Genomic DNA, 20,436 nt, shown 5'->3' with positions numbered 1-20,436 from the left:
ACAGGATGGACGGCGTTCAGGGCGCGGCGACGGGGTGCAGCCAGCACGCCACCTCGCGCGCCGGGTCGCCGGGCGTTCCCAGCAGCGGCACGCGGTCGGGGCACGGTTCGAAGGCCTTGGGGCACCGCGGGTGGAACGCGCAGCCGGCCGGCATCCCGCGCGTGTCCGGTGGCGATCCGGGGATCCCGGCCAGCTCCCGCCGCGGTCCCCGCAGCGCGGGGAACGAGTTCAGCAGGCCGTGGCTGTACGGGTGCAGCGCGTCCCGGTAGAGGTCGGCCGCCGGCGCCTGCTCGACGATCCGGCCGCCGTACATGATCGCGATCCGGTCCGAGAACTCCACCAGCAGCGAAAGGTCGTGCGTGATGAACAGGACCGAGAACCCCAGCCGTTCCCGCAGTTCCACGAGCTGACCGAGGATCTGCCGCTGCATCACGACGTCGAGCGCGGTGGTCGGCTCGTCCATGATGACGACCCGCGGCTCCAGCGCCAGCGCCATCGCGATCATCACGCGCTGCCGCATGCCGCCGGACAGCTGGTGCGGGTACGCCTCCAGCCGGTCGGCCGAAATTCCCACCAGCTTCAGCAGATCGCGAGCCCGCGCCACCCGGCCCGCTTTCGACGACCGCGGCTCGTGGGCCTTGATGACGTCGACCAGCTGCGTGACCACCTTGTGCACCGGGTTCAGCGAGTTCATCGCGCCCTGGAACACGATGGACGTCTCCGCCCAGCGGAAGTCCCGCAGCTGCTTGTCCGTCAGCTTCAGCACGTCGTAGGGCTCGCCGTCCGTGGGGTGGTAGATCACCTCGCCGCCGCGAATTACGCCCGGCGGCGCCAGCAGCCGTGTCAACCCGTAGGCCAAAGTGGACTTACCGCTGCCGCTTTCCCCGGCGAGGCCGAGGACTTCGCCGCGGTGCAGCGTCAGGTGCACGTCCCGGACCGCGCGGACGGCCTCGTCGCCGACGCCGTAGTCGACGTCCAGGCCCTTGATCTCCAGCACCGGGTCCATCATGGCCGTTCCTCCCGCCCGAGCACGGGCGTGAAGCCCACGCGCATCCGATGCACCCGCCCGTCCGCGCCGCGCACGCGCGCCTTGCCGCTGCCGCGCAGCCGCGGGCTGACGAACTCGTCGATGCCGAAGTTGAGCAGGGACAACGCCGTGCCGAGGATGGCGATCGCCAGCCCGGCCGGCACGAACCACCACCACGCACCCTGGGCGAGGGCCTGCTGGCTCTGCGCCCAGAACAGGATCGTGCCCCAGTTCCAGTTGGACAGTCCGGAGACGCCGACGAACGCGAGCGTGATCTCCGACATCACGGCGAAGATCACCGTGCCGACGAAGCTGGAGGCGATCACCGCCGTCAGGTTCGGCAGGATTTCGAAGAAGATGATCCGCCACGTCGACTCGCCCGTCGCCCGGGCGGCTTCGACGTACTCGCGTCCCCGCAGCGAAAGCGTCTGTGCTCTGAGGACTCGCGCGCCCCACGCCCACGACGTGAAGCCGATGATCACCGCCACCAGGATGTCGCCGCCGGTGGGCACCGCGCTGCCGATGATGATGATCAGCGGCAGCGCCGGGATCACCAGGAACACGTTGGACAGTGCCGACAGGCCTTCCCCCGGCGTGCCGCCGAGGTACCCGGACGTCACGCCGACGATCACCGCGAGGATCGTCGCCACGATCCCGGCGGCCAGCCCGACGAGCATGACGCTGCGCGTGCCGACCAGGACCTGGCTGAAGATGTCCTGGCCGAGGTGGGTGGTGCCGAACCAGTGCCGGCCCGACGGCGATTCCAGCAGGTCGCTGCTGCGCGCCGACGGGTCGTACGGCGCGATCCACTCGCCGATGACCGCGATCACCAGGAAGAAGACGATGACGGCGAGGCCGGTGGCCGTCTTGCCGCTGGTGAGGAACCGGAAGCGCCGCCGTTTCGCGCGGCCGGCGATCACGTCGACGGGGAGGGCTTGGGCGGCCTTGACGTCCGCCGCGGGTACGGCCATGTCAGCCCTCCTTCCGGGTGCGCGGGTCGAGCGCCAGGTAGGCGACGTCGGCGAACAGGTTCGCCACCAGCACCGACAGCGTGATGATCAGGAAGATGCCCTGCATCAGCGGGTAGTCCTGCGAGCCGACCGCCTGGAACAGCTGGTAGCCGACGCCCGGGTAGGAGAAGACGATCTCCACCAGCAGCGTGCCACCGACGATGAAGCCCAGGGCGAGCGCGAAGCCGGACACGCTCGGCAGCAGCGCGTTGCGCGCGGCGTAGCCGACCATCACCCGGCGCTCCGGCAGGCCCTTGGCGTGCGCGACGGTCACGTAGTCCTCCGACGCGACGGTGACCATCATGTTGCGCATGCCCAGGATCCAGCTGCCCATCGAGCTGATCAGGATGGTGAGCGCGGGCAGCAGGCTGTGCTGGATCGCGCTGCCGATGAACCCGGGGTCCCAGCCAGGGATGGTGCCCGGGTCGTAGCCGCCGGACGACGGGAAGAAGCTGCCCGGGCCGGCCAGCAGCGTCAGCGCGATCAGGCCGAGCCAGAAGTACGGGATCGACGAGAGGAACGTCGTCACCGGCAGCAGGCCGTCGACCCACGAGCCGCGCTTCCAGCCGGCGACCACGCCGAGCCCGGTGCCGATCGCGAAGCCGACGATCGTGGTGATGCCGACCAGGATGATCGTCCACGGCAGGCTGTCGGTGAGCAGGTCGGACACCGGCGTCGGGAAGAACGTGAACGAGATCCCGAGGTCGCCGCGGAAGAGCTGGCCCCAGTAGTCGAAGTACTGGGAGATCAGGCTTTCGTTCTTGTCGAGTCCGAACAGGACGTACAGCGACTGCATCGCTTCGGCGCTGATCATGCCCTGGTTCTTGGCGATCAGCGACTGCACCGGGTCGCCCGGGATCAGCCTCGGGATGAAGAAGTTGATGGTGACGGCGGCCCACGCCGTGAAGACGTAGAAGACGAACCGTTGCAGCAGGAACCTCATCGGGCGGCTCCGTCGTAGAGCCAGCACGCGGCCCAGTGCCCGGGTGCGTCGCCGACGTCGAACCGCGGCGGCAGGTCGGTCTTGCACCGCTCCATCGCGACCGGGCAGCGCGGGTGGAACCGGCAGCCCGGCGGCGGGTCGAGCAGGCTCGGCGGTTCGCCGGACCCGCGTTCGGCCGGCACCTCACCCGGGCCACCGCCGCCCGCGATCCGGTCCGGGTCCGGTGCGGATTCGATGAGCAGCCGGGTGTAGGGGTGCGCCGGCCGCTGCGTGATGGTTTCGCTGTCGCCGCCTTCGACCATCCGGCCCGCGTACATCACCATCGTCTCGTCGGCGAAGTAGCGCGCCGACGCGATGTCGTGCGTGATGTACAGGATCGCCAGGTGCAGGCGTTCCTTGAGGTCGCGCAGCAGGTTCAGCACCCCGAGCCGGATCGAGACGTCCAACATGGACACCGGCTCGTCGGCCAGCAGCGCCTCCGGGTCGGCGCCGAGCGCCCGCGCGATCGCGACGCGCTGGCGCTGGCCGCCGGACAGCTCGTGCGGGAACTTGTCGATGTACCGCTCGGGCGGCGTCATCTGGACGCGGGTGAGCAGCTCGTGCAGCGCCTGCTCGAGGTCTTCACCCGCCCGGCCGTGGATCTTCAGCGCCCGCGTCAGGTGGTAGCGCACGGTGTGCACCGGGTTCAGCGACGCGAACGGGTCCTGGAAGATCATCTGCACCCGGCGGGCGTAGGCGCGGAACGCCTTGCCGTGCTTGACGTTCACCGTCTCGCCGTGCAGCCGGATGTCACCGCCGGTGCGCGGGTAGAGGCCCGCGAGCAGGCGCGCGACCGTCGACTTGCCCGAGCCGGACTCGCCGACCAGCGCGGTGACGCGGCCGCGCCGCAGCGTCAGGCTCACGTCGTCGACGGCCTGGATGGCGCGGCGCGGGCCGGTCAGCGCGGCCCGGCCCTTGCGGCGGACCGGGAAGTGCTTGGTGAGTCCCGCGGCTTCGAGAACCACGGGGAGGTCCCCCTCCGACCCGACGGCGACGGGGTCGGAGGGGGCCGGGGAGGCCGCGTCGCCGCGGCCGTCCCCGTGTTCGGTGATCAATGAGTCGGCCATCGTCAGGCCGCGGGCTTGAGGTGCAGGACGATGTCGAGCGCGTTGCGCAGCGTCGGCTGGGCCGGCGCGTACGGGTTGGCGTCGTCGGGCCAGCCGACCCAGTTCTTCGTGCTGTACTCGCCGCCGGAGTTGGCCGCCGACGTGGGGATCATCGGCTGCTGCTCGATCATGATCTTCTGCAGCGTCGCCATCGCGGCGGTGCGGGCGGCGTCGTCCTCGGCGTTGGCGTAGGTCTCGAGCGCCTTGGTCGCCTCGTCGTTCTTGTAGCGGCCGTAGTTGCCGTTGATGCCACCCTGGCCGGTCGGCTTGTAGCGGTTGCCGTCCATGACGTCGCGGTACATGTCGTACGGCGTCTGCCCGTCGTTGGTCCAGTGCATCAGGCCCTCGAAGTCACCGGTGTCGACCGACTTCATCCACGCGTCCTGGTTCATCTTGTCGACCGTGGCGGTGATGCCGATCTGCGCCAGGTTGTCCTTGATGATCTCCAGGTCGGTGATGTAGTCCGACCAGCCCGACGGGACGGTGAGCTTGATGGTGACCGGCTTGCCGCTCGGGTCGGCCAGCTTGTCGCCGGTGAACTGGTAGCCCGCCCCGGTCAGCAGCGCCTTGGCACCCGGGACGTCGACCTTGACCGACTGGCCCTTGTACTGCGGCGCGATGAAGGGGTCGCCCGCCGGCGTCGGGATGCCGGTGACCTGGTCGTTCTTCGGGTAGAAGTAGCCGGCCTCACCCTGGTTGAAGATGTCGTCGCGGTTGATCACCTTGTTGACGGCCTGGCGCAGCTTCGGGTCGTTCCACGGCGCCTTTTCGGTGTTGAACCACAGGCCGTGGACGGCCAGCTGTGCGGGGAACCACAGCTTGTAGTGCTGCGGGTCCTTGTTGGTGTAGACGGCCTTGTAGTTCGGGATGAACACGAAGCTCCACTCGGCCGCCCCGTTGACCAGGGCGCTGACCTGCGCGTTGTTGTCGGTGTAGGAGGTGTAGCGGATCTCCTTGACCTTCGGCGCTTCCTGCCAGTAGCCGCTTTCGCGCCGCGTGACGATCATCGTCTGCGGGGTGGCCGACTTCAGCGTGTACGGGCCGGTGCCGATCGGGTTCTTCACCAGGTCGAGCGCCGGGTCCTTGACGCCCTGCCAGGCGTGCTTCGGCACGACCAGGGTCTGCAGGATCTTGACCTGGTTGACGAACTGCGAGCCGTCGAAGCCCAGGGTGACCTGGTTGCCGGCCGCGGTGATGTCCTTGTACGGGACGGCGTCGACGTTCAGCGCCTTGTTGTCGCGCAGCAGCTGGAAGGTGTAGGCGACGTCCTCGGCGGTCATCGGCTGGCCGTCGGAGAACTTGACGCCGTCACGGACGGTCAGGACCAGCTTCTTGTAGTTGTCCGACCAGTCCCACTTCGTCGCCAGCCAGGGCTTGCCCGGCTCCTGCGGCTTGACGCGGTTGAGCATGACGAGGGGCTCGTAGATCATCCACCGGTAGCCCATGTTCGACAGGGCGGACGTCTCCAGGAACGGGTTGTTGTTCTCCGCCTGCGGGCCGTCCGGCTTGCCGACGCTGAGCACGGCGTCCGGGTTGCTCTGGGCGGCGTTGGAGCTGCCACCCGAGCACGCCGTCAGCCCGCTCAAGGCCGTGATGGCTACTAGCGCTGCAACGATGGAGCGCTTGACTCGCATCGGTTCCTCCTGGTCATCGACGACTTGCTTGCTGTCGACTGGTAGCGAGCCCCGACCGCCGGCGACCGAACGACGTCCCGAAGTCAACCCGGGTGACTCGGGTCACGTCAATAACACGGCGGTAACGTTTTGTGCCTAAGTTTAAGTACTGAAAGAACTGGCGGTCTGGACCTGTTCCTGGGGTTGCTCCTTGCGTCGCAAGGGTTTCAGCCGGTCCGGCCACCGTTCGCCAGCAGTTCGGCGATCGGCAGGGTCGCCGCGCCGAGCGCGACCGCCTCCGGCCCGAGCCGGCCGAGGACGACTTCGGTGCGCTCTACGAGGTAGCCGAGCGCGTGCCGGCTCACGGCGTCGCGCACCGCGGGCAGGATCGCCGGTCCCATGATCGCCCCGGCCGAACCGGAAAGCACCACCCGATCGGGGCTGAGCAGGTTGATCAGGTTCGCGATGCCGATGCCCAGGTACTCGCCGGTCTCGGCGAGCACGTCGGCGGCCGGGCCACCACCCTGGGCTTCGGCCACGATCCGCGCCAGTTCGGCGTCGCTTTCGTCCCCGATGACCGGTTCCTTGCCGGCGAGGGCGGCGTAGCGACGGACGACCGCCTCGACGCCGACGTAGGCCTCCAGGCAGCCGTGCGAGCCGCACCGGCAGGCCGCCCCGGCCGCCTTGACGACGGTGTGGCCCCACTCGCTGGTGGTGATGCCGGGGTGCGAGCGCCCGGCCGTCGCGACGGCGGCACCGACACCCACGCCGAGGAGGGCGACGATGGCGCGTTCGGCGCCCCGGCCGGCGCCGCGCCACGTCTCGGCCTGGCCGAGGGTGCGGGCGCGGTTGTCCAGGTGCAGGGGCGCCTGGATGTGCGGGTGGATCAGGTCGGCGAAGTTCACCCCGCTCCAGCCCAACGTGGGCGCGTGCACGATCCCGCCGTCGCGGACCGCGCCCGGCACGCCGATGCCGACGCCGAACACCGCGTCCGGATCGCCCCCCTCGAGCACTTCGGCGATGCCCGTGCGCACCAGCCCGGCCACTTCGTCCGGGTCGAGGCGGGTGCCGACCAGCGGGTGGCGCACCGTGCCGAGGGTGCCGAGCGCCCAGTCGAACAGGCCGACTTCGACGTGCGTCTCGCTGACGTCCACGCCCACGACCTGCCCGAACCCGGGCCGGACGGCCAGCAGCGTCCGCGGCCGCCCGCCGTCCGATTCGACCGATCCGGCCTCGGCCACGACGCCGTCCGCGATGAGCTCGGAAACGACGTTGGTAACGGTGGCGGCCGATAGTCCCGATTCAGCTACCAGTTCCAGTCTGCTGACGGGACCGCGGAGGTAGAGCGAGGAGAGCAGCGCCGCGCGGTTGTGCCGCCTGAGGTCACGGGTCGTCTGGCGCACCACCTGGGTCACCGGGAGGATTCTGCCAGACGACGGCACCGCGACCATGGGTTCGGGACTTAGTTCACCACTTAATACATAGCCACAACTTACGGTGATCGGGCATTCTGTCAGTGAGCCGGTAAGAAGTTCAGATGGGTTGCCCATGGCGAGCAAGCGCACCACCGTCCGCGATCTGCGGCGGCACAACCGATCCCTGCTGCTGTCGAAACTGTACTTCGACGGCCCGCTGTCGAGGCACGAGCTCAGCCAGCTGACCGGATTGAGTGCCGCCACGGTGAGCAACGTGACCGCCGAACTGGGCGAAGAACGCCTGATCACCGAAGCCGGCCAGGTCGAATCGGACGGCGGCCGGCCCCGGGTGCTGCTGCGCGTGGACCCGGCGTACGGGCACGTCGCGGGCGTCGACATCGGCGAAACGGGCGTCAAGGTCGAGCTGTTCGACCTGGCGATGAACCGCCTGGCGACGGTCGAGCACCCGCTCCCGAAGGCCCCCGACGCGGCGACGGCGGTCGAGCAGGTGACGTCCGGGCTCCGGGAGGTGTTCGCGAGCGCGGGCATCGACGAATCGGGCGTCCTGGGGGTCGGCATCGGCGTGCCGGGGACGGTCGAGCAGGGCGCCCGGGTGCTGGTGCACGCCCCGACGGTCGGCTGGGACGCGGTGCCGTTCGAGGCGATGCTGCGGGAGGCGGGCGTCGGCTTGCCGCTGTTCGTCGACAACGGCGCGAAGACGCAGGGCCAGGCGGAGATGTGGTTCGGCGCGGGCCGCGGAGCCCGCCACGCGGTGATAGCGCTGATCGGCTCGGGTGTGGGCGCGGCGGTGGTGACGGACGGAACGACGTACCGCGGCTCGACGAGCAGCGCGGGCGAATGGGGCCACACAACGATCGCGTACGGCGGCCAGGAGTGCCGCTGCGGCGCACGAGGGTGCCTGGAGGCGTACATCGGCGCGGGCGCGGTGCTGGCCCGGTACCGCCGGGCGCGCGGCAAGGACATCACGGGCGAGGACGAGCAGGCCCAGTTTTCGGCCCTCCTTTCGGCGGCCTCGAGGTCCAAGACGGCTTCGCGGGTGCTCGACGAAACGGCGGGCTACCTCGGAGCGGGCATCGCCAACTTGATCAACCTGTTCAACCCGGAGCGCATCGTGATCGGCGGCTGGGCCGGCCTGGCCCTGGGAGAGCAACTCCTGCCGAAGATCCGAGAGGCGGCGGGCGAGCACGCCCTACGCCACCCATTCAGCCAGACATCGATCCAGCTGGGCTCCCTGGGCCTGGACGCGGTGGCAACAGGAGCGGCAACCCTCCCAGTGGCGGACCTCCTGGAGCAGGGGGCAACATCAAGACTGGCCAAGCCAGGAGCCCCCGACTCCGACGCGGCTTGATCCGCGGAGGCCCGACGGCCGCACCCGGGCGAGGCCTCCGCCCGCCCAGCCCGCCGCGGGCCAGCCCCGCCGCCAGACCCGCAAACCGAACCCGCCCACCCGCGGCGCAAGCCGCCCCACCAGACACCCAACGCGCAGCCAACAAGCAAACGGGAACCGCCGAGAACCCAGACCTCCCCGCACCCCGATCCGAAGCCAAAACACGGCCGGCAGCACCGGGTCAAGGCACGCTTTCCCGCCTTGACGCGGTGTTGCCGGCCGTAGTCACAATGCCGGCTTCGGGGTGCCGGAAGAAACCAACCGCCAAGCCGAGGCCACCAAACCCGAACCTCACCACCGCACCGCCGCAGCTCCGCCACCCCACCGCACCGCCGCCATACCACCGCACCACCGCCACACCACCGCACCACCGGACCACCGCCGCTCCACCGCACCGCCGCCACGCCACCGCACCGCTGCCGCTCCGCCACACCACCGTCGCTCCGCCACCGCCGCGCCGCTCCGCCCCACCGCCGCCGCACCGCCGCCGCTCTGCCACACCGCCACCGCTCCGCCACCGCCACCGCCAAAAGCGGATCACCCCCCATGCCCCACTGAGCGGGAACCACCCACCAGCCCTCCAACCCCCGCCCCACCAGGCCCAAAGCCGCAACCCCACCCCAGACGCCCCACCACCAACCCCCCCTTAATTCGGGTTGAAAAAAAATGACCGGCCGACGGTTGCCCGGCTTGTCTGGACCATGCATACTTTGTTGCCAGACACAACAAAGTCAGGCCAAAACCTCCGCCCGCGGCCTCGCGGGCACGCACGGTCACACCTGCCGCCGCCCCGGCAGGCACGGCCACCTCCCCTCCCCGCGTTCCGTGCTGCGCGCGGACCGCCGGTCCCCCACGGTGAGAGAGGCGACAACGATGTCCACCTCCACGAAGAAGCGCTGGGCGGCACTCCTCGCCGCCTGTTCACTGCTCGTCCTCGGGCAGCAAGCCATCACGACGGCCCCGGCAGAAGCAGCGGCCACCTTCACCGATGACTTCAACGGCGCCGCCGGTGCCGGGGTCGACGGGTCGAAGTGGCAGCTCGAAACCGGCGACAACGTCAACAACCACGAGCGGCAGTACTACACCTCCGGCACCAACAACGCCCAGCTCGACGGCCAGGGCCACCTCGTCATCACCGCCAAGAAGGAAAACCCCGGCAACTACAACTGCTGGTACGGCCGCTGCGAGTACACGTCCGCGCGGATGAACACCGCCGGCAAGTTCAGCCAGGCCTACGGCCACTTCGAGACGCGCATGAAACTCCCGCGCGGGCAGGGCATGTGGCCGGCGTTCTGGATGCTCGGCGGCGGGAACTGGCCCACCGACGGCGAAATCGACATCATGGAAAACGTCGGGTTCGAACCGAACACCGTGCACGGCACCATCCACGGCCCCGGCTACTCCGGCTCCGGCGGCATCGGCGCCGCCTACAACGGACCGAACTTCTCCGACGACTTCCACACCTACGCGGTCGACTGGGCACCCAACCAGATCAAGTGGTACGTCGACGGCAACCTCTACCAGACGCGCACGCCGTCGGACCTGAACGGCAACCGCTGGGTGTACGACCACAACTTCTTCATCATCCTCAACCTCGCCGTCGGCGGGTACTGGCCCGGCGATCCCAACAGCAGCACGCAGTTCCCGCAGCAGCTGGTCGTCGACTACGTGCACGTCACCAACACCTCGAGCAGCGGCGGCGGCCGGACCGGCACGATCACCGGCATCGGCGGCAAGTGCGTCGACGTCGCCGGCGCCAGCACCGCCAACAGCACGCCGATCCAGATCACCGACTGCAACGGCAACGCCGCGCAGAACTGGACCGTCGGCACCGACGGCACGATCCGCGCCCTCGGCAAGTGCATGGACGTCTCCGGTGCCGGCACCGCGGACGGGACAGCGGTGCAGCTCTACGACTGCAACGGAACCGGTGCCCAGCAATGGGTCGTGACCGGCGCGAAAGACATCGTGAACCCGAACGCGAACAAGTGCCTCGACGCCACCGGCAATTCGAGCGCGAACGGCACCCGCCTGCAGATCTGGACCTGCGGCGGCGGCGCGAACCAGAAGTGGACCACGCCCTGATCCCCGGGGCCGGGAGCGCGTAGCTCCCGGCCCCACTCCCCAAGGAGAACCGAAGTGCGGCGAATCCTCGTCGCGCTAATGGGGTGTGCCCTGTTAGCGCTTTCTTTCCTCATGTCCGGCTCGGCACAGGCCACGGTCGAAGCGAGCCCCTCCGCGAGCCAGCTGCTCGCCAAAACCCAATCCTGCCAACAGATCTCGAACGGGAAGTATTCCTACGACGAAGGCGGCGCGGCCACCGTGCCCGTCTGCCAGGCGAACGGCGCGGTGTTCTTCAAGGCCGACATGGACGTCGACTGCGACGGCGTCCGCACCACTCAGTGCAACGAAAACACCGACTGCTGCTTCTACCCGGACACCGCGTTCCACACCTCGGCCGACCAGCCGCTCAACGCGGCGCAACTGCCGTACATCGTCCTGCCCCAGCCGACGTCCACCTGGGACTACCGCAACTACGGCATCGACGGCGGTTCGGTCGTGGCGGTGATCTACAACAACCAGGTCAGCTACGCGGTGGTCGGCGACACCGGCCCGACGAGCATCATCGGCGAGGCGTCCTACGCCACCGCCGTCAGCCTCGGCATCAACCCCGACCCGAAGAACGGCGGCACCGAAGGCCCGGTGACTTACATCGTGTTCCCGAACACGCACGTCAACCCGATCGAGAACCACGCCAACGCCGTCAGCCTCGGCGAACAGGTGGCGACGCAGTTCGCGGGCGGCACGACGACGCCGCCCACCGGCACCGCCGGCCCGATCACCGGCATCGGCGGCAAGTGCGCCGACGTCGCCGGCGCGAACAACGCCAACGGCACCGCCGTCCAGCTCTACGACTGCAACGGCACCAACGCTCAACAGTGGACAGTGGGCACCGACGGAACGCTGAAAGCCCTCGGCAAGTGCCTCGACGTCACGAGCGCGGGCACGGCCAACGGCACGACGACGCAACTTTGGGACTGCAACGGGAGCAACGCCCAGAAGTGGTCGGCGAACGGCTCACAGAACCTCGTGAACGCCGGCTCCGGCAAGTGCCTCGACGCCACCGGCAACTCCAGCGCCAACGGGACCCGGCTCCAGATCTGGACCTGCGGGGCCGGCACGAACCAGAAGTGGACTCTGCCATGAGAAAACGCTCTCTCACGGCGTTGATCGGGGTGACCGCGGTCGCCGCGGCCACCTTCGCCGGACCCGCGCAGGCCGCGGGCGAAACGGTCAACGTCTGGCTCACCACGACCAGCGACGCCGGCGGCCGGACGGTCACCCGCGGTCTCCAGCAGCAGACGCCGGTCACCTTCGCGGCCGGCACCGGCAGCGGCGGCGTCACCATCAACGTCAACGAAAACACTACCTACCAGCAGTTCGAAGGCGGCGGAGCGTCCTTCACGGACACCGCGGCGTGGCTGATGAACTCCAGCGGGGCGCTGTCCCAGGCCACCCGCGACGACACCATGCGCAAGCTGTTCGACCCGAACAGCGGCATCGGGGTGAGCTTCATCCGCAACCCGCTCGGCGCGTCCGACCTGGCCCGCTACAGCTACACCTTCGACGACGTGCCGGCCGGCCAGACCGACCCGAACCTGACGCACTTCTCCATCGCGCACGACCAGGCCGACGTGCTGCCGCTGACCAAGCAGGCCAAGCAGCTCAACCCGCAGGCCAAGATCATGGCGTCGCCGTGGAGCGCGCCGCCGTGGATGAAGGACAACGACAGCTACCTGCTCGGCTGGGTCGAATCGCAGTACTACCCGGCCTACGCCCAGTACTTCGTCAAGTACCTCCAGGCCTACCGGGACGCGGGCGTGCCGATCGACTACGTCTCGATGCAGAACGAGCCGACCTGTTGCTCGAGCTACCCGTCGACCAACTGGAACGGCGCCGGCCTGGCGTACTTCGCGAAGAACAACCTGCTGCCCGCCCTGCAGGGCGCCGGTCTGTCCACCAAGGTCCTCGCGCTCGACTGGAACTGGGACACCTACGCGTCCTACGGCGCACCGACCCTGGACGACGCGGCGATCCGGAACCACCCGAACTTCGGGGGCGTGGCCTGGCACGGCTACGGCGGTGACATCGCCCAACAGACGACGACGCACAACCAGTACCCGAACGTCAACGCCTACTCGACCGAGCACTCCGGCGGCACCTGGATCACGAACCAGCAGGCCGAGGACATGAACAACATCGTTGACTACACCCGGAACTGGTCGAAGAGCTTCGTCAAGTGGAGCCTCGGCGTCGACCAGAACATGGGCCCGCACAACGGCGGCTGCGACAAGTGCACCGGCCTGATCACCGTCCACAACGGAGACTCGCGCAGCGGGCAGGTCGACTACACCGTCGAGTACTACACGATGGGTCACCTGACGAAGTTCGTGAAGCCGGGTGCCTACCGGATCGACTCGAACGACAGCTCGGCCGTGCGCAACGTCGCCTGGAAGAACCCGGACGGCTCCAAGGCGCTCATCGCGTACAACTCCGGCACGGGCAACCAGAGCGTGCGGGTGAACTGGGGCGGCTCTTCGTTCACCTACACCCTGCCCGGCCGCACGTCGGCCACGTTCACCTGGAGCGGCACCCAGGGCACCGGCGGCGGCACCGGCAAGACCGGCCCGATCACCGGTCTCGGCGGCAAGTGCATCGACGTCGCCGGCGCGAGCAGCACCAACGGTACCGCGGTCCAGCTCTACGACTGCAACGGCTCCGGCGCCCAGCAGTGGACCGTCGGCACCGACGGAACCCTGAAGGCGCTCGGCAAGTGCCTCGACGTCACCGGACAGTCCACAACGGACGGAGCTCAGCTCCAGCTCTGGGACTGCGGCGGCACGGCCAACCAGCGGTGGGCCGCCACCGCGGCCCGCGATCTCGTCGGCGCGGCTTCGAACAAGTGCGTCGACGCCACCGGCAACTCCAGCGCCAACGGCACCCGGCTGCAGATCTGGACCTGCACCGGCGCCGCCAACCAGAAGTGGAACGTGCCCGCATGAAGCTCAAAGCCCTGACCGCGGTGGGTGGCCTGCTGGCCGCCTCCGCGATGGTCCTCCTCCCCGGCGCCGCGCAGGCGGCGACCGGCCCGATCACCGGCCTCGGCGGCAAGTGCGCCGACGTCGCCGGCGCGAGCAACGCCAACGGCACCGCCGTCCAGCTCTACGACTGCAACGGCACCAACGCTCAACAGTGGACGGTCGGCAGCGACGGTTCCCTGCAGGCGCTGGGCAAGTGCCTCGACGTCACGAGCGCGGGCACGGCGAACGGCACGACGATCCAGCTCTGGGACTGCAACGGGAGCACCGCCCAGAAGTGGTCGGCCAACGCGGCGAAGAACCTGGTCAACACCGGGTCCGGGAAGTGCCTCGACGCCACCGGCAACTCCAGCGCCAACGGGACCCGGCTGCAGATCTGGACGTGCGCGAGCACGGCCAACCAGCAGTGGACGCTGCCCAGCGGCGGCACCACCCCGCCGCCGGGGCCGGGGGCGATGGCCGTCGCGCCCTACCTCTACAACGGCTGGGGCGACCCGCCGAACCCGGCGACGATCATGAGCGCCACCGGCGTCAAGTGGTTCACACTGGCGTTCGTCCTGTCCAACGGCTACTGCAACCCGCAGTGGGACGGCGGGCGCGCGCTGACCGGCGGCGTCGACCAGAACACGATCAACACCATCCGCGCGGGCGGCGGCGACGTCATCCCGTCGTTCGGCGGCTACTCCGGCAACAAGCTGGAGTCGTCCTGCGGCAGCGCGGGCGAGCTGGCGGCGGGCTACCAGAAGGTGATCAACGCCTACGGCCTCAAGGCGATCGACATCGACATCGAGGCCGACGCCTACAGCAACCCGACGGTGCAGCAGCGCACGGTCGACGCGCTGAAGACGGTCCGGGCGAACAACCCGGGCATCAAGCTGTACGTCACCTTCGGCACGGACCAGTCCGGCCCGGACAGCAGCCTGGTCAACCGGGCGGCGCAGGCGGGCCTCACGGTCGACGGCTGGGTCATCATGCCGTTCGACTTCGGCGGCGCGGGCCAGAACATGGGCACGTTGACGCAGCGGGCGGCCGAGGGCCTAAAGAACGTGGTCAAGAGCGCGTACGGCTATGACGACGACACGGCCTACCGGCACATGGGCATCTCGTCGATGAACGGCATCACCGACAACAGCGAGACGGTCACGCTCAACGACTTCACCACCATCCTGGGCTACGCGAACGCGCACCACCTGGCCCGGTTGACGTTCTGGTCGGCGAACCGCGACCGCCCGTGCCCCGGCGGGTACCCGAACAACGACACCTGTTCCGGGGTTTCCCAGCAGGCGTGGGACTTCACGAGGATCTTCGCCCGCTACGCCGGCTGACCCCGGCCGCTCGACAAGTCCGTGAAGGCCATCGCGAGGTGGCCTTCACGGCGTTGGGCTGCCGGGCCGCGGCCCTGGGGAAGCGGCGACCCGGCAGCGTGGGGTCCCGCCGGCCGCTGGGGGTCTCCGGCGGCGGAACCGCCCCGAGGTTATCGACCGCGTGCCGCGCGCGGCGCGTGCTCGGACCGTCCGGCCGCCAATCCTGCCCGAACGCCCCACCGCACCGAGGGCCGAATGGGGGCGCTCCGGCTACTCCGCCGCGCTGGCCGCGCGGGCCGCCTCGGCGCGGTCGGCGTACGCGTCCACCAGCTGTTCCTCGGCGTCGTCGAGGTACTTCAGCAGCAGCTGCTCGGCGCCCGGGCCGTCGCCGGCCTCGATGCGGTCCAGGATTTCGTGGTTGCGCGGCAGGTAGCGCTCGTGGAAGCGGCGCGGCTCGGCCATGATGTGGAACACCAGCCGCAGCTCGGCGGTCAGCCTGCCGACCAGCTCGTTCACCCGCTCGCTGCCGGACAGCGCGGCGAGCTCCTGGTGGAACCAGACGTTCGCGGTGCCGAGGTCCTTCCAGTTGCCGGTGCGGGCGGCCTCGTCCCCGATGTCGACCTTCTCCTTGATCCGCGCGAAGGACGCCGGCTTGGCCCGCACCCCGCGGACCGCGGCGCATTCGATGATCTTGCGGACCCGGTAGATGTCGACGACGTCCTCGACGCTCGGGATGCGGACGAAGACCCCGCGGTTGAGCTCGTGGGCGAGCAGCCGTTCGTGTGTGAGCAGCCGGAACGCCTCGCGGAGGGTGTTGCGGGAGACGCCGAGCGCGTTGCCGATGTCCTGCTCCGACAGCCGGCCGCCGGGCAGGAAGAACCCTTCCGCGATGCGCTTGCGGAGGACCCCGGCGACCCGCTCGGCCGTGCTCTTGCGCGTGACCAGGCCGCGGTCGGCCTCCAGGCCCGGGACGACGCCGTCTTCGATGACCACGGCACCGAGCGTACTCGGCACTCAGAGGACGATCCAACTAGCCTCTTGTGGAATTGTTCAACAATCCCTACCGTGTGAGGTACGCCACGATGAGAGACACTGGCCAGGAGGTGCCCCATGACTGCCACTACCGCTACCGAGGCCCGGCCGTTCGACTGGTTCCGCACGCTGGGAAAACGTGGCCGCCGCGCCTTCGTGGGCGCGTTCGGCGGGTACGGCCTGGACTCGTTCGACTACCAGACCCTGCCGCTCGGCCTGGCCGCGATCACCGCGTACTTCGGCATCTCGAGCGGTGAAGCCGGCCTGCTCGGCACGACGACGCTGGTCGTGTCGGCCGTCGGCGGGGTCGGGGCCGGCATGCTGGCCGACCGGATCGGCCGCGTCCGGACGCTGCAGATCACCATCGCGATGTACACGATCTTCACCGTGCTCTGCGGGTTCGCGCCCAACTTCGAGACCCTGCTGATCTTCCGCGCGCTGCAGGGCCTGGGCTTCGGCGGCGAGTGGGCGGCCGGCGCGGCACTGGTCGCCGAGTATTCGCAGGCGAAGTACCGCGGCCGGACCGTGGCGTTCGTCCAGAGCGCGTGGGCGGTCGGCTGGGGCCTGTCGGTGGTCGTCTACACCGTGGTGTTCAGCGTGGCGAGCGACGACGTGGCCTGGCGGATCATGTTCTGGACCGGCGTCATCCCGGCGCTGCTCGTGCTGTGGGTCCGCAAGAGCGTCAAGGACGCGCCGCGCGCCGAAGAGCGCCTGAAGACCGAACGCCCGAAGGGCACCCTCGTCCGGATCTTCAAGGGCGATCTCCTGCGCACGACGTTCTTCGCCGCGCTGCTGGCCACCGGCGTCCAGGGCGGGTACTACACGATCTCGACGTGGCTGCCGTCCTACCTGAAGAAGACGCGCGAGCTGACCGTGATCGGCACCGGCGGCTACCTCGCCTTCCTCATCACCGGCGCCTTCGCCGGGTACATCTGCGGCGGCTACCTGACCGACCTGATGGGGCGCAAGAAGACCTTCCTGACGTTCGCGCTGCTCTCGGCCGCGCTGATCGTCGCGTACACGCAGATCCCCAAGGGGGCCAACGGGCTCGTGCTGGTGCTCGGCTTCCCGCTCGGCTTCTCGATGTCCGCGATCTTCAGCGGGTTCGGCGCGTTCCTCGCCGAGCTGTACCCGACCGCGCTGCGCGGCACCGGGCAGGGCTTCACGTACAACTTCGGCCGCGCGGTCGGGGCGATCTTCCCGACTGTGGTCGGTTTCATGGGCGCGGGCGGCGCGATCGTCTTCGGCGCGCTGGGCTACGGCATCGCCGTGCTGGCCCTGCTCGGCCTCCCGGAAACCCGGGGCATCGAACTCGTTGATTGAGGGGGAATCATGACGACCTTCGACGAACCCGCGACGTTCACCCCCGCGCAAGCGCGCGAAGCGTTCCGCCGCGGTACCGCCCACCCCACGACGGGCTGGGCCAGCGGCTTCACCCAGACCAACCTGATCGCCGTGCCCGAGGACTGGGCCTACGACGTCCTGCTGTTCTGCACCCGCAACCCGCAGGCGTGCCCGCTGCTCGACGTCACCGACCCCGGCGACCCGGCCACCCGGCTCGCCGAGGACGCGGACCTGCGCACCGACCTGCCGCGCTACCGGATCTGGCAGAACGGCGTCCTCGCCGGCGAGGTGTCGGACGCGACCGGCCTGTGGCGCAGCGACATGGTCGCCTTCTCGATCGGCTGCAGCTTCACGTTCGAAACGGCGCTGGCCGCCGAGGGCGTCCCGCTGCGGCACGTCGACCAGGGCCGCAACGTCGCCATGTACGTGACGAACCGGCCGTGCGAGCCCGCCGGGCGGCTGTTCGGGCCGATGGTGGTGTCGATGCGCCAGATCCCGGAGGACCTCGTCGACGACGCCATCCGGATCACCCGCGCGATGCCCGCGGTGCACGGCGCCCCGGTGCACATCGGCGACCCGCGGGCGCTGGGCATCGACGACCTCGCCCGGCCGGACTTCGGCGACCCGGTGGACGCCGAACCGGGTGACGTCCCGGTGTTCTGGGCCTGCGGGGTCACCCCGCAGGCGGCGCTGATGGCGTCGCGGCCCCCCTTTGCGATCACCCACGCGCCGGGGTACATGTTCATCACCGATCGGTACGACAGCGAATACCGGGTGGGCTGAAATGGATCTGAACAGCGATCTCGGCGAGGGCTTCGGCGCCTGGAAGATGGGCGACGACGAAGCCATGCTCGACATCGTGACCAGCGCGAACGTCGCCTGCGGCTTCCACGCCGGCGACCCGTCGGTGATGCGGCGGGTGTGCGAACTGGCGGCCGGGCGCGGCGTCGCGATCGGCGCGCACGTCGGTTACCGCGACCTGGCCGGCTTCGGCAGGCGCGCCCTCGACATCGCGCCGGACGACCTGGCGGACGAAGTGCTCTACCAGGTCGGCGCGCTCGACGCGTTCGCCCGCGCGGCGGGCAGCCGCGTGACGTACGTGAAGCCGCACGGCGCGTTGTACAACACCGCGGCGGGCGACGCCGAGCAGGCGGCGGCGATCGTCGAAGGCCTGCGCCGGTACGACCCCGCGCTGGCGCTGCTCTGCCTGCCGGACTCGGAAATGCAGCGGGAGGCGGAGAAAGCCGGCGTCGTCGCGTACGCGGAGGCGTTCGCGGACCGGGCGTACACCGCGGAAGGCCGGCTCGTGTCGCGCAAGCGGCCGGGCGCCGTCCTGCACGACGCCGGAGCCGTGGCCGACCGGGCGGTGGCGATGGCCACCGGCGGCGGTGTCGTGACGGCCGACGGCGGCAAGCTCGACCTGCGCCCGGATTCCCTGTGCGTGCACGGCGACACGCCGGGCGCGGTCGAGCTGGCCCGCCGGATCCGCGACGGCCTGACCGCCGCGGACGTCCCCCTCACCGCGTTCACCGGATGACCGTCCGGCTGCTGCCGTGCGGGCGGCGCGCGGTTTTGGTGGAACTGGACGACGTGCTGGGCTTCCAAGCGGCGTTGACGCAGTCGCCGCCGGACGGGGTCGTTGAGCTCGTCCCGGCGGCCCGGACGCTGCTGGTCCGCTTCGACCCGTCGGCGACGAACGCGGAACGGCTGGGTGCGCTGCTGCGTCAAGTGTCCCCTGTGGACAGGGTGGCGGCCGACGCGGGCGAAGTGGTGATCCCGGTGGTGTACGACGGCGAAGACCTGGCCGGCGTGGCCGCGGAGACGGGGTTGAGCGTGGCTTCGCTGGTTTCCCGGCACACCGCGGGGACCTACGTTTCGGCGTTCTGCGGCTTCGCGCCGGGCTTCGCCTACCTGACCGGGTCGGACCCCGCGCTGCACGTGCCCCGGCGGTCGTCGCCGCGCACCCGCATCCCGGCGGGCTCGGTGGCGATCGCCGGCGAGTACAGCGCGGTCTACCCGAGCGCGTCCCCGGGCGGCTGGCGGTTGCTGGGCCGGACGGAGGTACCGGTGTGGGACGTCGAGCGCGACCCGCCGAACCTGCTGCCGCCGGGCACCCGGGTCCGGTTCACGGCGGTGCCGTCGTGAAGCTCGAAGTCGTCCGGCCCGGGTTCGCGACGACGGTGCAGGACCTCGGCCGCCCGGGCCACGCGGCGCTCGGCGTCGGCCGCTCCGGCGCGGCCGACCGCGAGTCGTTCCGGCTGGCCAACCGGCTCGTCGGGAACCCGGCCGGCGCGGCGGCGCTGGAGGTGACGCTCGGCGGGCTGGTGCTGCGCGCCACCGGCGTGACGACGCTGGCGGTCACCGGCGCTTCCTGCCCGCTCTCGAAGGGCGGGCCGAACGGGCCGATCACGTTGTGGCCCGGCGAAGAACTGGCGCTGGGCACGGCGGTGTCGGGGTTGCGGTGTTACATCGCGGTGCGCGGCGGGATCGACGTACCGCCGGTGCTGGGTTCCCGGGCGACGGACACGCTCGGGAAGCTGGGCCCGCCGCCGGTGGCGGCCGGGATGCTGCTGCCGATCGGCCCGCCTCCGCGGGCGTTCCCGGTGGTGGATCTCGCGCCCCGGGCGGCGCTACCGGCCGAACCGGTGCTGCGCGTGACACCGGGTCCGCGTCGCGACTGGTTCACCGCGCCGGACGAACTCTTGTCCACTGTGTACGCGGTCTCGCCGGATTCGGACCGCGTCGGCATCCGCCTGACCGGGCCGGCACTGGCCAGGGCACGCCACGACGAGCTGCCGTCGGAGGCGTGCGTGCCGGGATCGCTGCAGGTGCCGCCGTCGGGCCGGCCGATCCTGTTCCACGCCGACCACCCGACGACGGGCGGGTACCCGGTGATCGCGGTCGTCGAGGAGGCGGACCTGGATCTGGCGGCTCAGCTGCGGCCGGGCCAGACCGTGCGCTTCCGCGCGGCTCAGGACTTTCCTCCCGCGTCGGGGGGGGTGTGTGTGGGGTGTAAGTACCAGGCACACTCGGTCGCACCACCCACCGCGGGGGCGTGGAACCCCCCGGAGGGCAGCCCCCCCCGCCCGGCCCCGC

General features: G+C 70.1%; 16 protein-coding genes and 1 pseudogene. 10 read left to right on the top strand and 7 right to left on the bottom strand.

The features are described from left to right. Positions 1-16 precede the first annotated feature (16 nt). The 6 genes from AB0M30_RS21620 to AB0M30_RS21595 form a co-directional block, all read right to left on the bottom strand. Positions 17-1,009: an ABC transporter ATP-binding protein gene (locus tag AB0M30_RS21620; RefSeq protein WP_364586079.1), complete on the bottom strand. Its 993-nt coding sequence runs from the start codon at positions 1,007-1,009 to the stop codon at positions 17-19. Further along, a complete protein-coding gene (locus AB0M30_RS21615; RefSeq protein ID WP_360163629.1) occupies positions 1,006-1,998 on the bottom strand; it encodes an ABC transporter permease in 993 nt (330 codons plus the stop codon). Before AB0M30_RS21615 ends, AB0M30_RS21620 begins: the two co-directional genes overlap by 4 nt. Position 1,999: 1 nt before the next feature. After that, positions 2,000-2,980 carry an ABC transporter permease gene (locus AB0M30_RS21610; protein ID WP_364586077.1) on the bottom strand — a complete coding sequence of 327 codons (981 nt, stop codon included), beginning with the start codon at positions 2,978-2,980 and terminating at the stop codon, positions 2,000-2,002. Beyond that, positions 2,977-4,086: an ABC transporter ATP-binding protein gene (locus AB0M30_RS21605; RefSeq protein WP_364586075.1), complete on the bottom strand. Its 1,110-nt coding sequence runs from the start codon at positions 4,084-4,086 to the stop codon at positions 2,977-2,979. Before AB0M30_RS21605 ends, AB0M30_RS21610 begins: the two co-directional genes overlap by 4 nt. A 2-nt stretch (positions 4,087-4,088) precedes the next feature. Continuing rightward, positions 4,089-5,759, bottom strand: coding sequence for an ABC transporter substrate-binding protein (locus AB0M30_RS21600; RefSeq protein WP_364586073.1), 1,671 nt, complete (start codon positions 5,757-5,759; stop codon positions 4,089-4,091). A gap of 206 nt (positions 5,760-5,965) precedes the next feature. Further along, positions 5,966-7,153: an ROK family transcriptional regulator gene (locus AB0M30_RS21595; protein WP_364586071.1), complete on the bottom strand. Its 1,188-nt coding sequence runs from the start codon at positions 7,151-7,153 to the stop codon at positions 5,966-5,968. A gap of 133 nt (positions 7,154-7,286) precedes the next feature. Here AB0M30_RS21595 and AB0M30_RS21590 point away from each other — a divergent pair, with 133 nt between their 5' ends. From AB0M30_RS21590 to AB0M30_RS21570, 5 genes are all read left to right on the top strand, one after another. Continuing rightward, positions 7,287-8,522 carry an ROK family transcriptional regulator gene (locus tag AB0M30_RS21590; RefSeq protein WP_364586069.1) on the top strand — a complete coding sequence of 412 codons (1,236 nt, stop codon included), beginning with the start codon at positions 7,287-7,289 and terminating at the stop codon, positions 8,520-8,522. A 912-nt stretch (positions 8,523-9,434) separates the two neighbouring features. Beyond that, a complete protein-coding gene (locus AB0M30_RS21585; RefSeq protein ID WP_364586067.1) occupies positions 9,435-10,646 on the top strand; it encodes a family 16 glycosylhydrolase in 1,212 nt (403 codons plus the stop codon). Positions 10,647-10,757: 111 nt separating this feature from the next. Continuing rightward, positions 10,758-11,768, top strand: coding sequence for a ricin-type beta-trefoil lectin domain protein (locus AB0M30_RS21580; protein WP_364586066.1), 1,011 nt, complete (start codon positions 10,758-10,760; stop codon positions 11,766-11,768). Beyond that, on the top strand, positions 11,765-13,624 hold the full coding sequence (locus tag AB0M30_RS21575) for a ricin-type beta-trefoil lectin domain protein (protein ID WP_364586064.1): 1,860 nt from the start codon (positions 11,765-11,767) through the stop codon (positions 13,622-13,624). Before AB0M30_RS21580 ends, AB0M30_RS21575 begins: the two co-directional genes overlap by 4 nt. Beyond that, entirely contained in the window at positions 13,621-14,985 is a 1,365-nt protein-coding gene (locus tag AB0M30_RS21570) for a ricin-type beta-trefoil lectin domain protein (protein ID WP_364586062.1), read from the top strand. The genes AB0M30_RS21575 and AB0M30_RS21570 overlap by 4 nt, the downstream gene beginning before the upstream one ends. Before the next feature lie 249 nt (positions 14,986-15,234). Here the strand turns inward: AB0M30_RS21570 and AB0M30_RS21565 are convergent, their stop codons facing one another. After that, entirely contained in the window at positions 15,235-15,957 is a 723-nt protein-coding gene (locus tag AB0M30_RS21565; protein ID WP_285986630.1) for a GntR family transcriptional regulator, read from the bottom strand. Positions 15,958-16,074: 117 nt separating this feature from the next. Here AB0M30_RS21565 and AB0M30_RS21560 point away from each other — a divergent pair, with 117 nt between their 5' ends. From AB0M30_RS21560 to AB0M30_RS21540, 5 genes and pseudogenes are all read left to right on the top strand, one after another. Then, on the top strand, positions 16,075-17,319 hold the full coding sequence (locus AB0M30_RS21560; RefSeq protein WP_364586060.1) for an MFS transporter: 1,245 nt from the start codon (positions 16,075-16,077) through the stop codon (positions 17,317-17,319). 9 nt (positions 17,320-17,328) lie between these two features. Beyond that, positions 17,329-18,123, top strand: coding sequence for a putative hydro-lyase (locus AB0M30_RS21555; protein ID WP_364586058.1), 795 nt, complete (start codon positions 17,329-17,331; stop codon positions 18,121-18,123). Position 18,124: 1 nt separating this feature from the next. After that, positions 18,125-18,877, top strand: a complete 753-nt coding sequence (locus tag AB0M30_RS21550; RefSeq protein WP_364586056.1) for a 5-oxoprolinase subunit PxpA — start codon at positions 18,125-18,127, stop codon at positions 18,875-18,877. Continuing rightward, complete coding sequence (locus tag AB0M30_RS21545) at positions 18,874-19,485, top strand: allophanate hydrolase subunit 1 (RefSeq protein ID WP_364586054.1); 612 nt, start codon at positions 18,874-18,876, stop codon at positions 19,483-19,485. Before AB0M30_RS21550 ends, AB0M30_RS21545 begins: the two co-directional genes overlap by 4 nt. Further along, positions 19,482-20,312, top strand: a pseudogene (locus AB0M30_RS21540) (biotin-dependent carboxyltransferase family protein); the annotation flags it as partial. The gene AB0M30_RS21545 and the pseudogene AB0M30_RS21540, both read left to right, overlap by 4 nt. Between the last annotated feature and the right edge of the window lie 124 nt (positions 20,313-20,436).

It is taken from the genome of Amycolatopsis sp. NPDC051716, assembly GCF_040681595.1.
GTDB lineage: Bacteria > Actinomycetota > Actinomycetes > Mycobacteriales > Pseudonocardiaceae > Amycolatopsis.
The sequence above is the reverse complement of the archived record's forward strand: the minus strand, read 5'-3'. Positions and strand labels throughout refer to the sequence as shown.

Excerpts from the sequence above, each read along its gene's own strand:
- AB0M30_RS21585 (WP_364586067.1), top strand. The coding sequence starts at position 9,435 with ATGTCCACCTCCACGAAGAAGCGCTGGGCGGCACTCCTCGCCGCCTGT.
- AB0M30_RS21555 (WP_364586058.1), top strand. The coding sequence starts at position 17,329 with ATGACGACCTTCGACGAACCCGCGACGTTCACCCCCGCGCAAGCGCGC.
- AB0M30_RS21610 (WP_364586077.1), bottom strand. The coding sequence starts at position 2,980 with ATGAGGTTCCTGCTGCAACGGTTCGTCTTCTACGTCTTCACGGCGTGG.
- AB0M30_RS21560 (WP_364586060.1), top strand. The coding sequence starts at position 16,075 with ATGACTGCCACTACCGCTACCGAGGCCCGGCCGTTCGACTGGTTCCGC.
- AB0M30_RS21615 (WP_360163629.1), bottom strand. The coding sequence starts at position 1,998 with ATGGCCGTACCCGCGGCGGACGTCAAGGCCGCCCAAGCCCTCCCCGTC.
- AB0M30_RS21570 (WP_364586062.1), top strand. The coding sequence starts at position 13,621 with ATGAAGCTCAAAGCCCTGACCGCGGTGGGTGGCCTGCTGGCCGCCTCC.
- AB0M30_RS21590 (WP_364586069.1), top strand. The coding sequence starts at position 7,287 with ATGGCGAGCAAGCGCACCACCGTCCGCGATCTGCGGCGGCACAACCGA.
- AB0M30_RS21620 (WP_364586079.1), bottom strand. The coding sequence starts at position 1,009 with ATGATGGACCCGGTGCTGGAGATCAAGGGCCTGGACGTCGACTACGGC.
- AB0M30_RS21545 (WP_364586054.1), top strand. The coding sequence starts at position 18,874 with ATGACCGTCCGGCTGCTGCCGTGCGGGCGGCGCGCGGTTTTGGTGGAA.
- AB0M30_RS21600 (WP_364586073.1), bottom strand. The coding sequence starts at position 5,759 with ATGCGAGTCAAGCGCTCCATCGTTGCAGCGCTAGTAGCCATCACGGCC.
- AB0M30_RS21575 (WP_364586064.1), top strand. The coding sequence starts at position 11,765 with ATGAGAAAACGCTCTCTCACGGCGTTGATCGGGGTGACCGCGGTCGCC.
- AB0M30_RS21550 (WP_364586056.1), top strand. The coding sequence starts at position 18,125 with ATGGATCTGAACAGCGATCTCGGCGAGGGCTTCGGCGCCTGGAAGATG.
- AB0M30_RS21580 (WP_364586066.1), top strand. The coding sequence starts at position 10,758 with ATGTCCGGCTCGGCACAGGCCACGGTCGAAGCGAGCCCCTCCGCGAGC.
- AB0M30_RS21605 (WP_364586075.1), bottom strand. The coding sequence starts at position 4,086 with ATGGCCGACTCATTGATCACCGAACACGGGGACGGCCGCGGCGACGCG.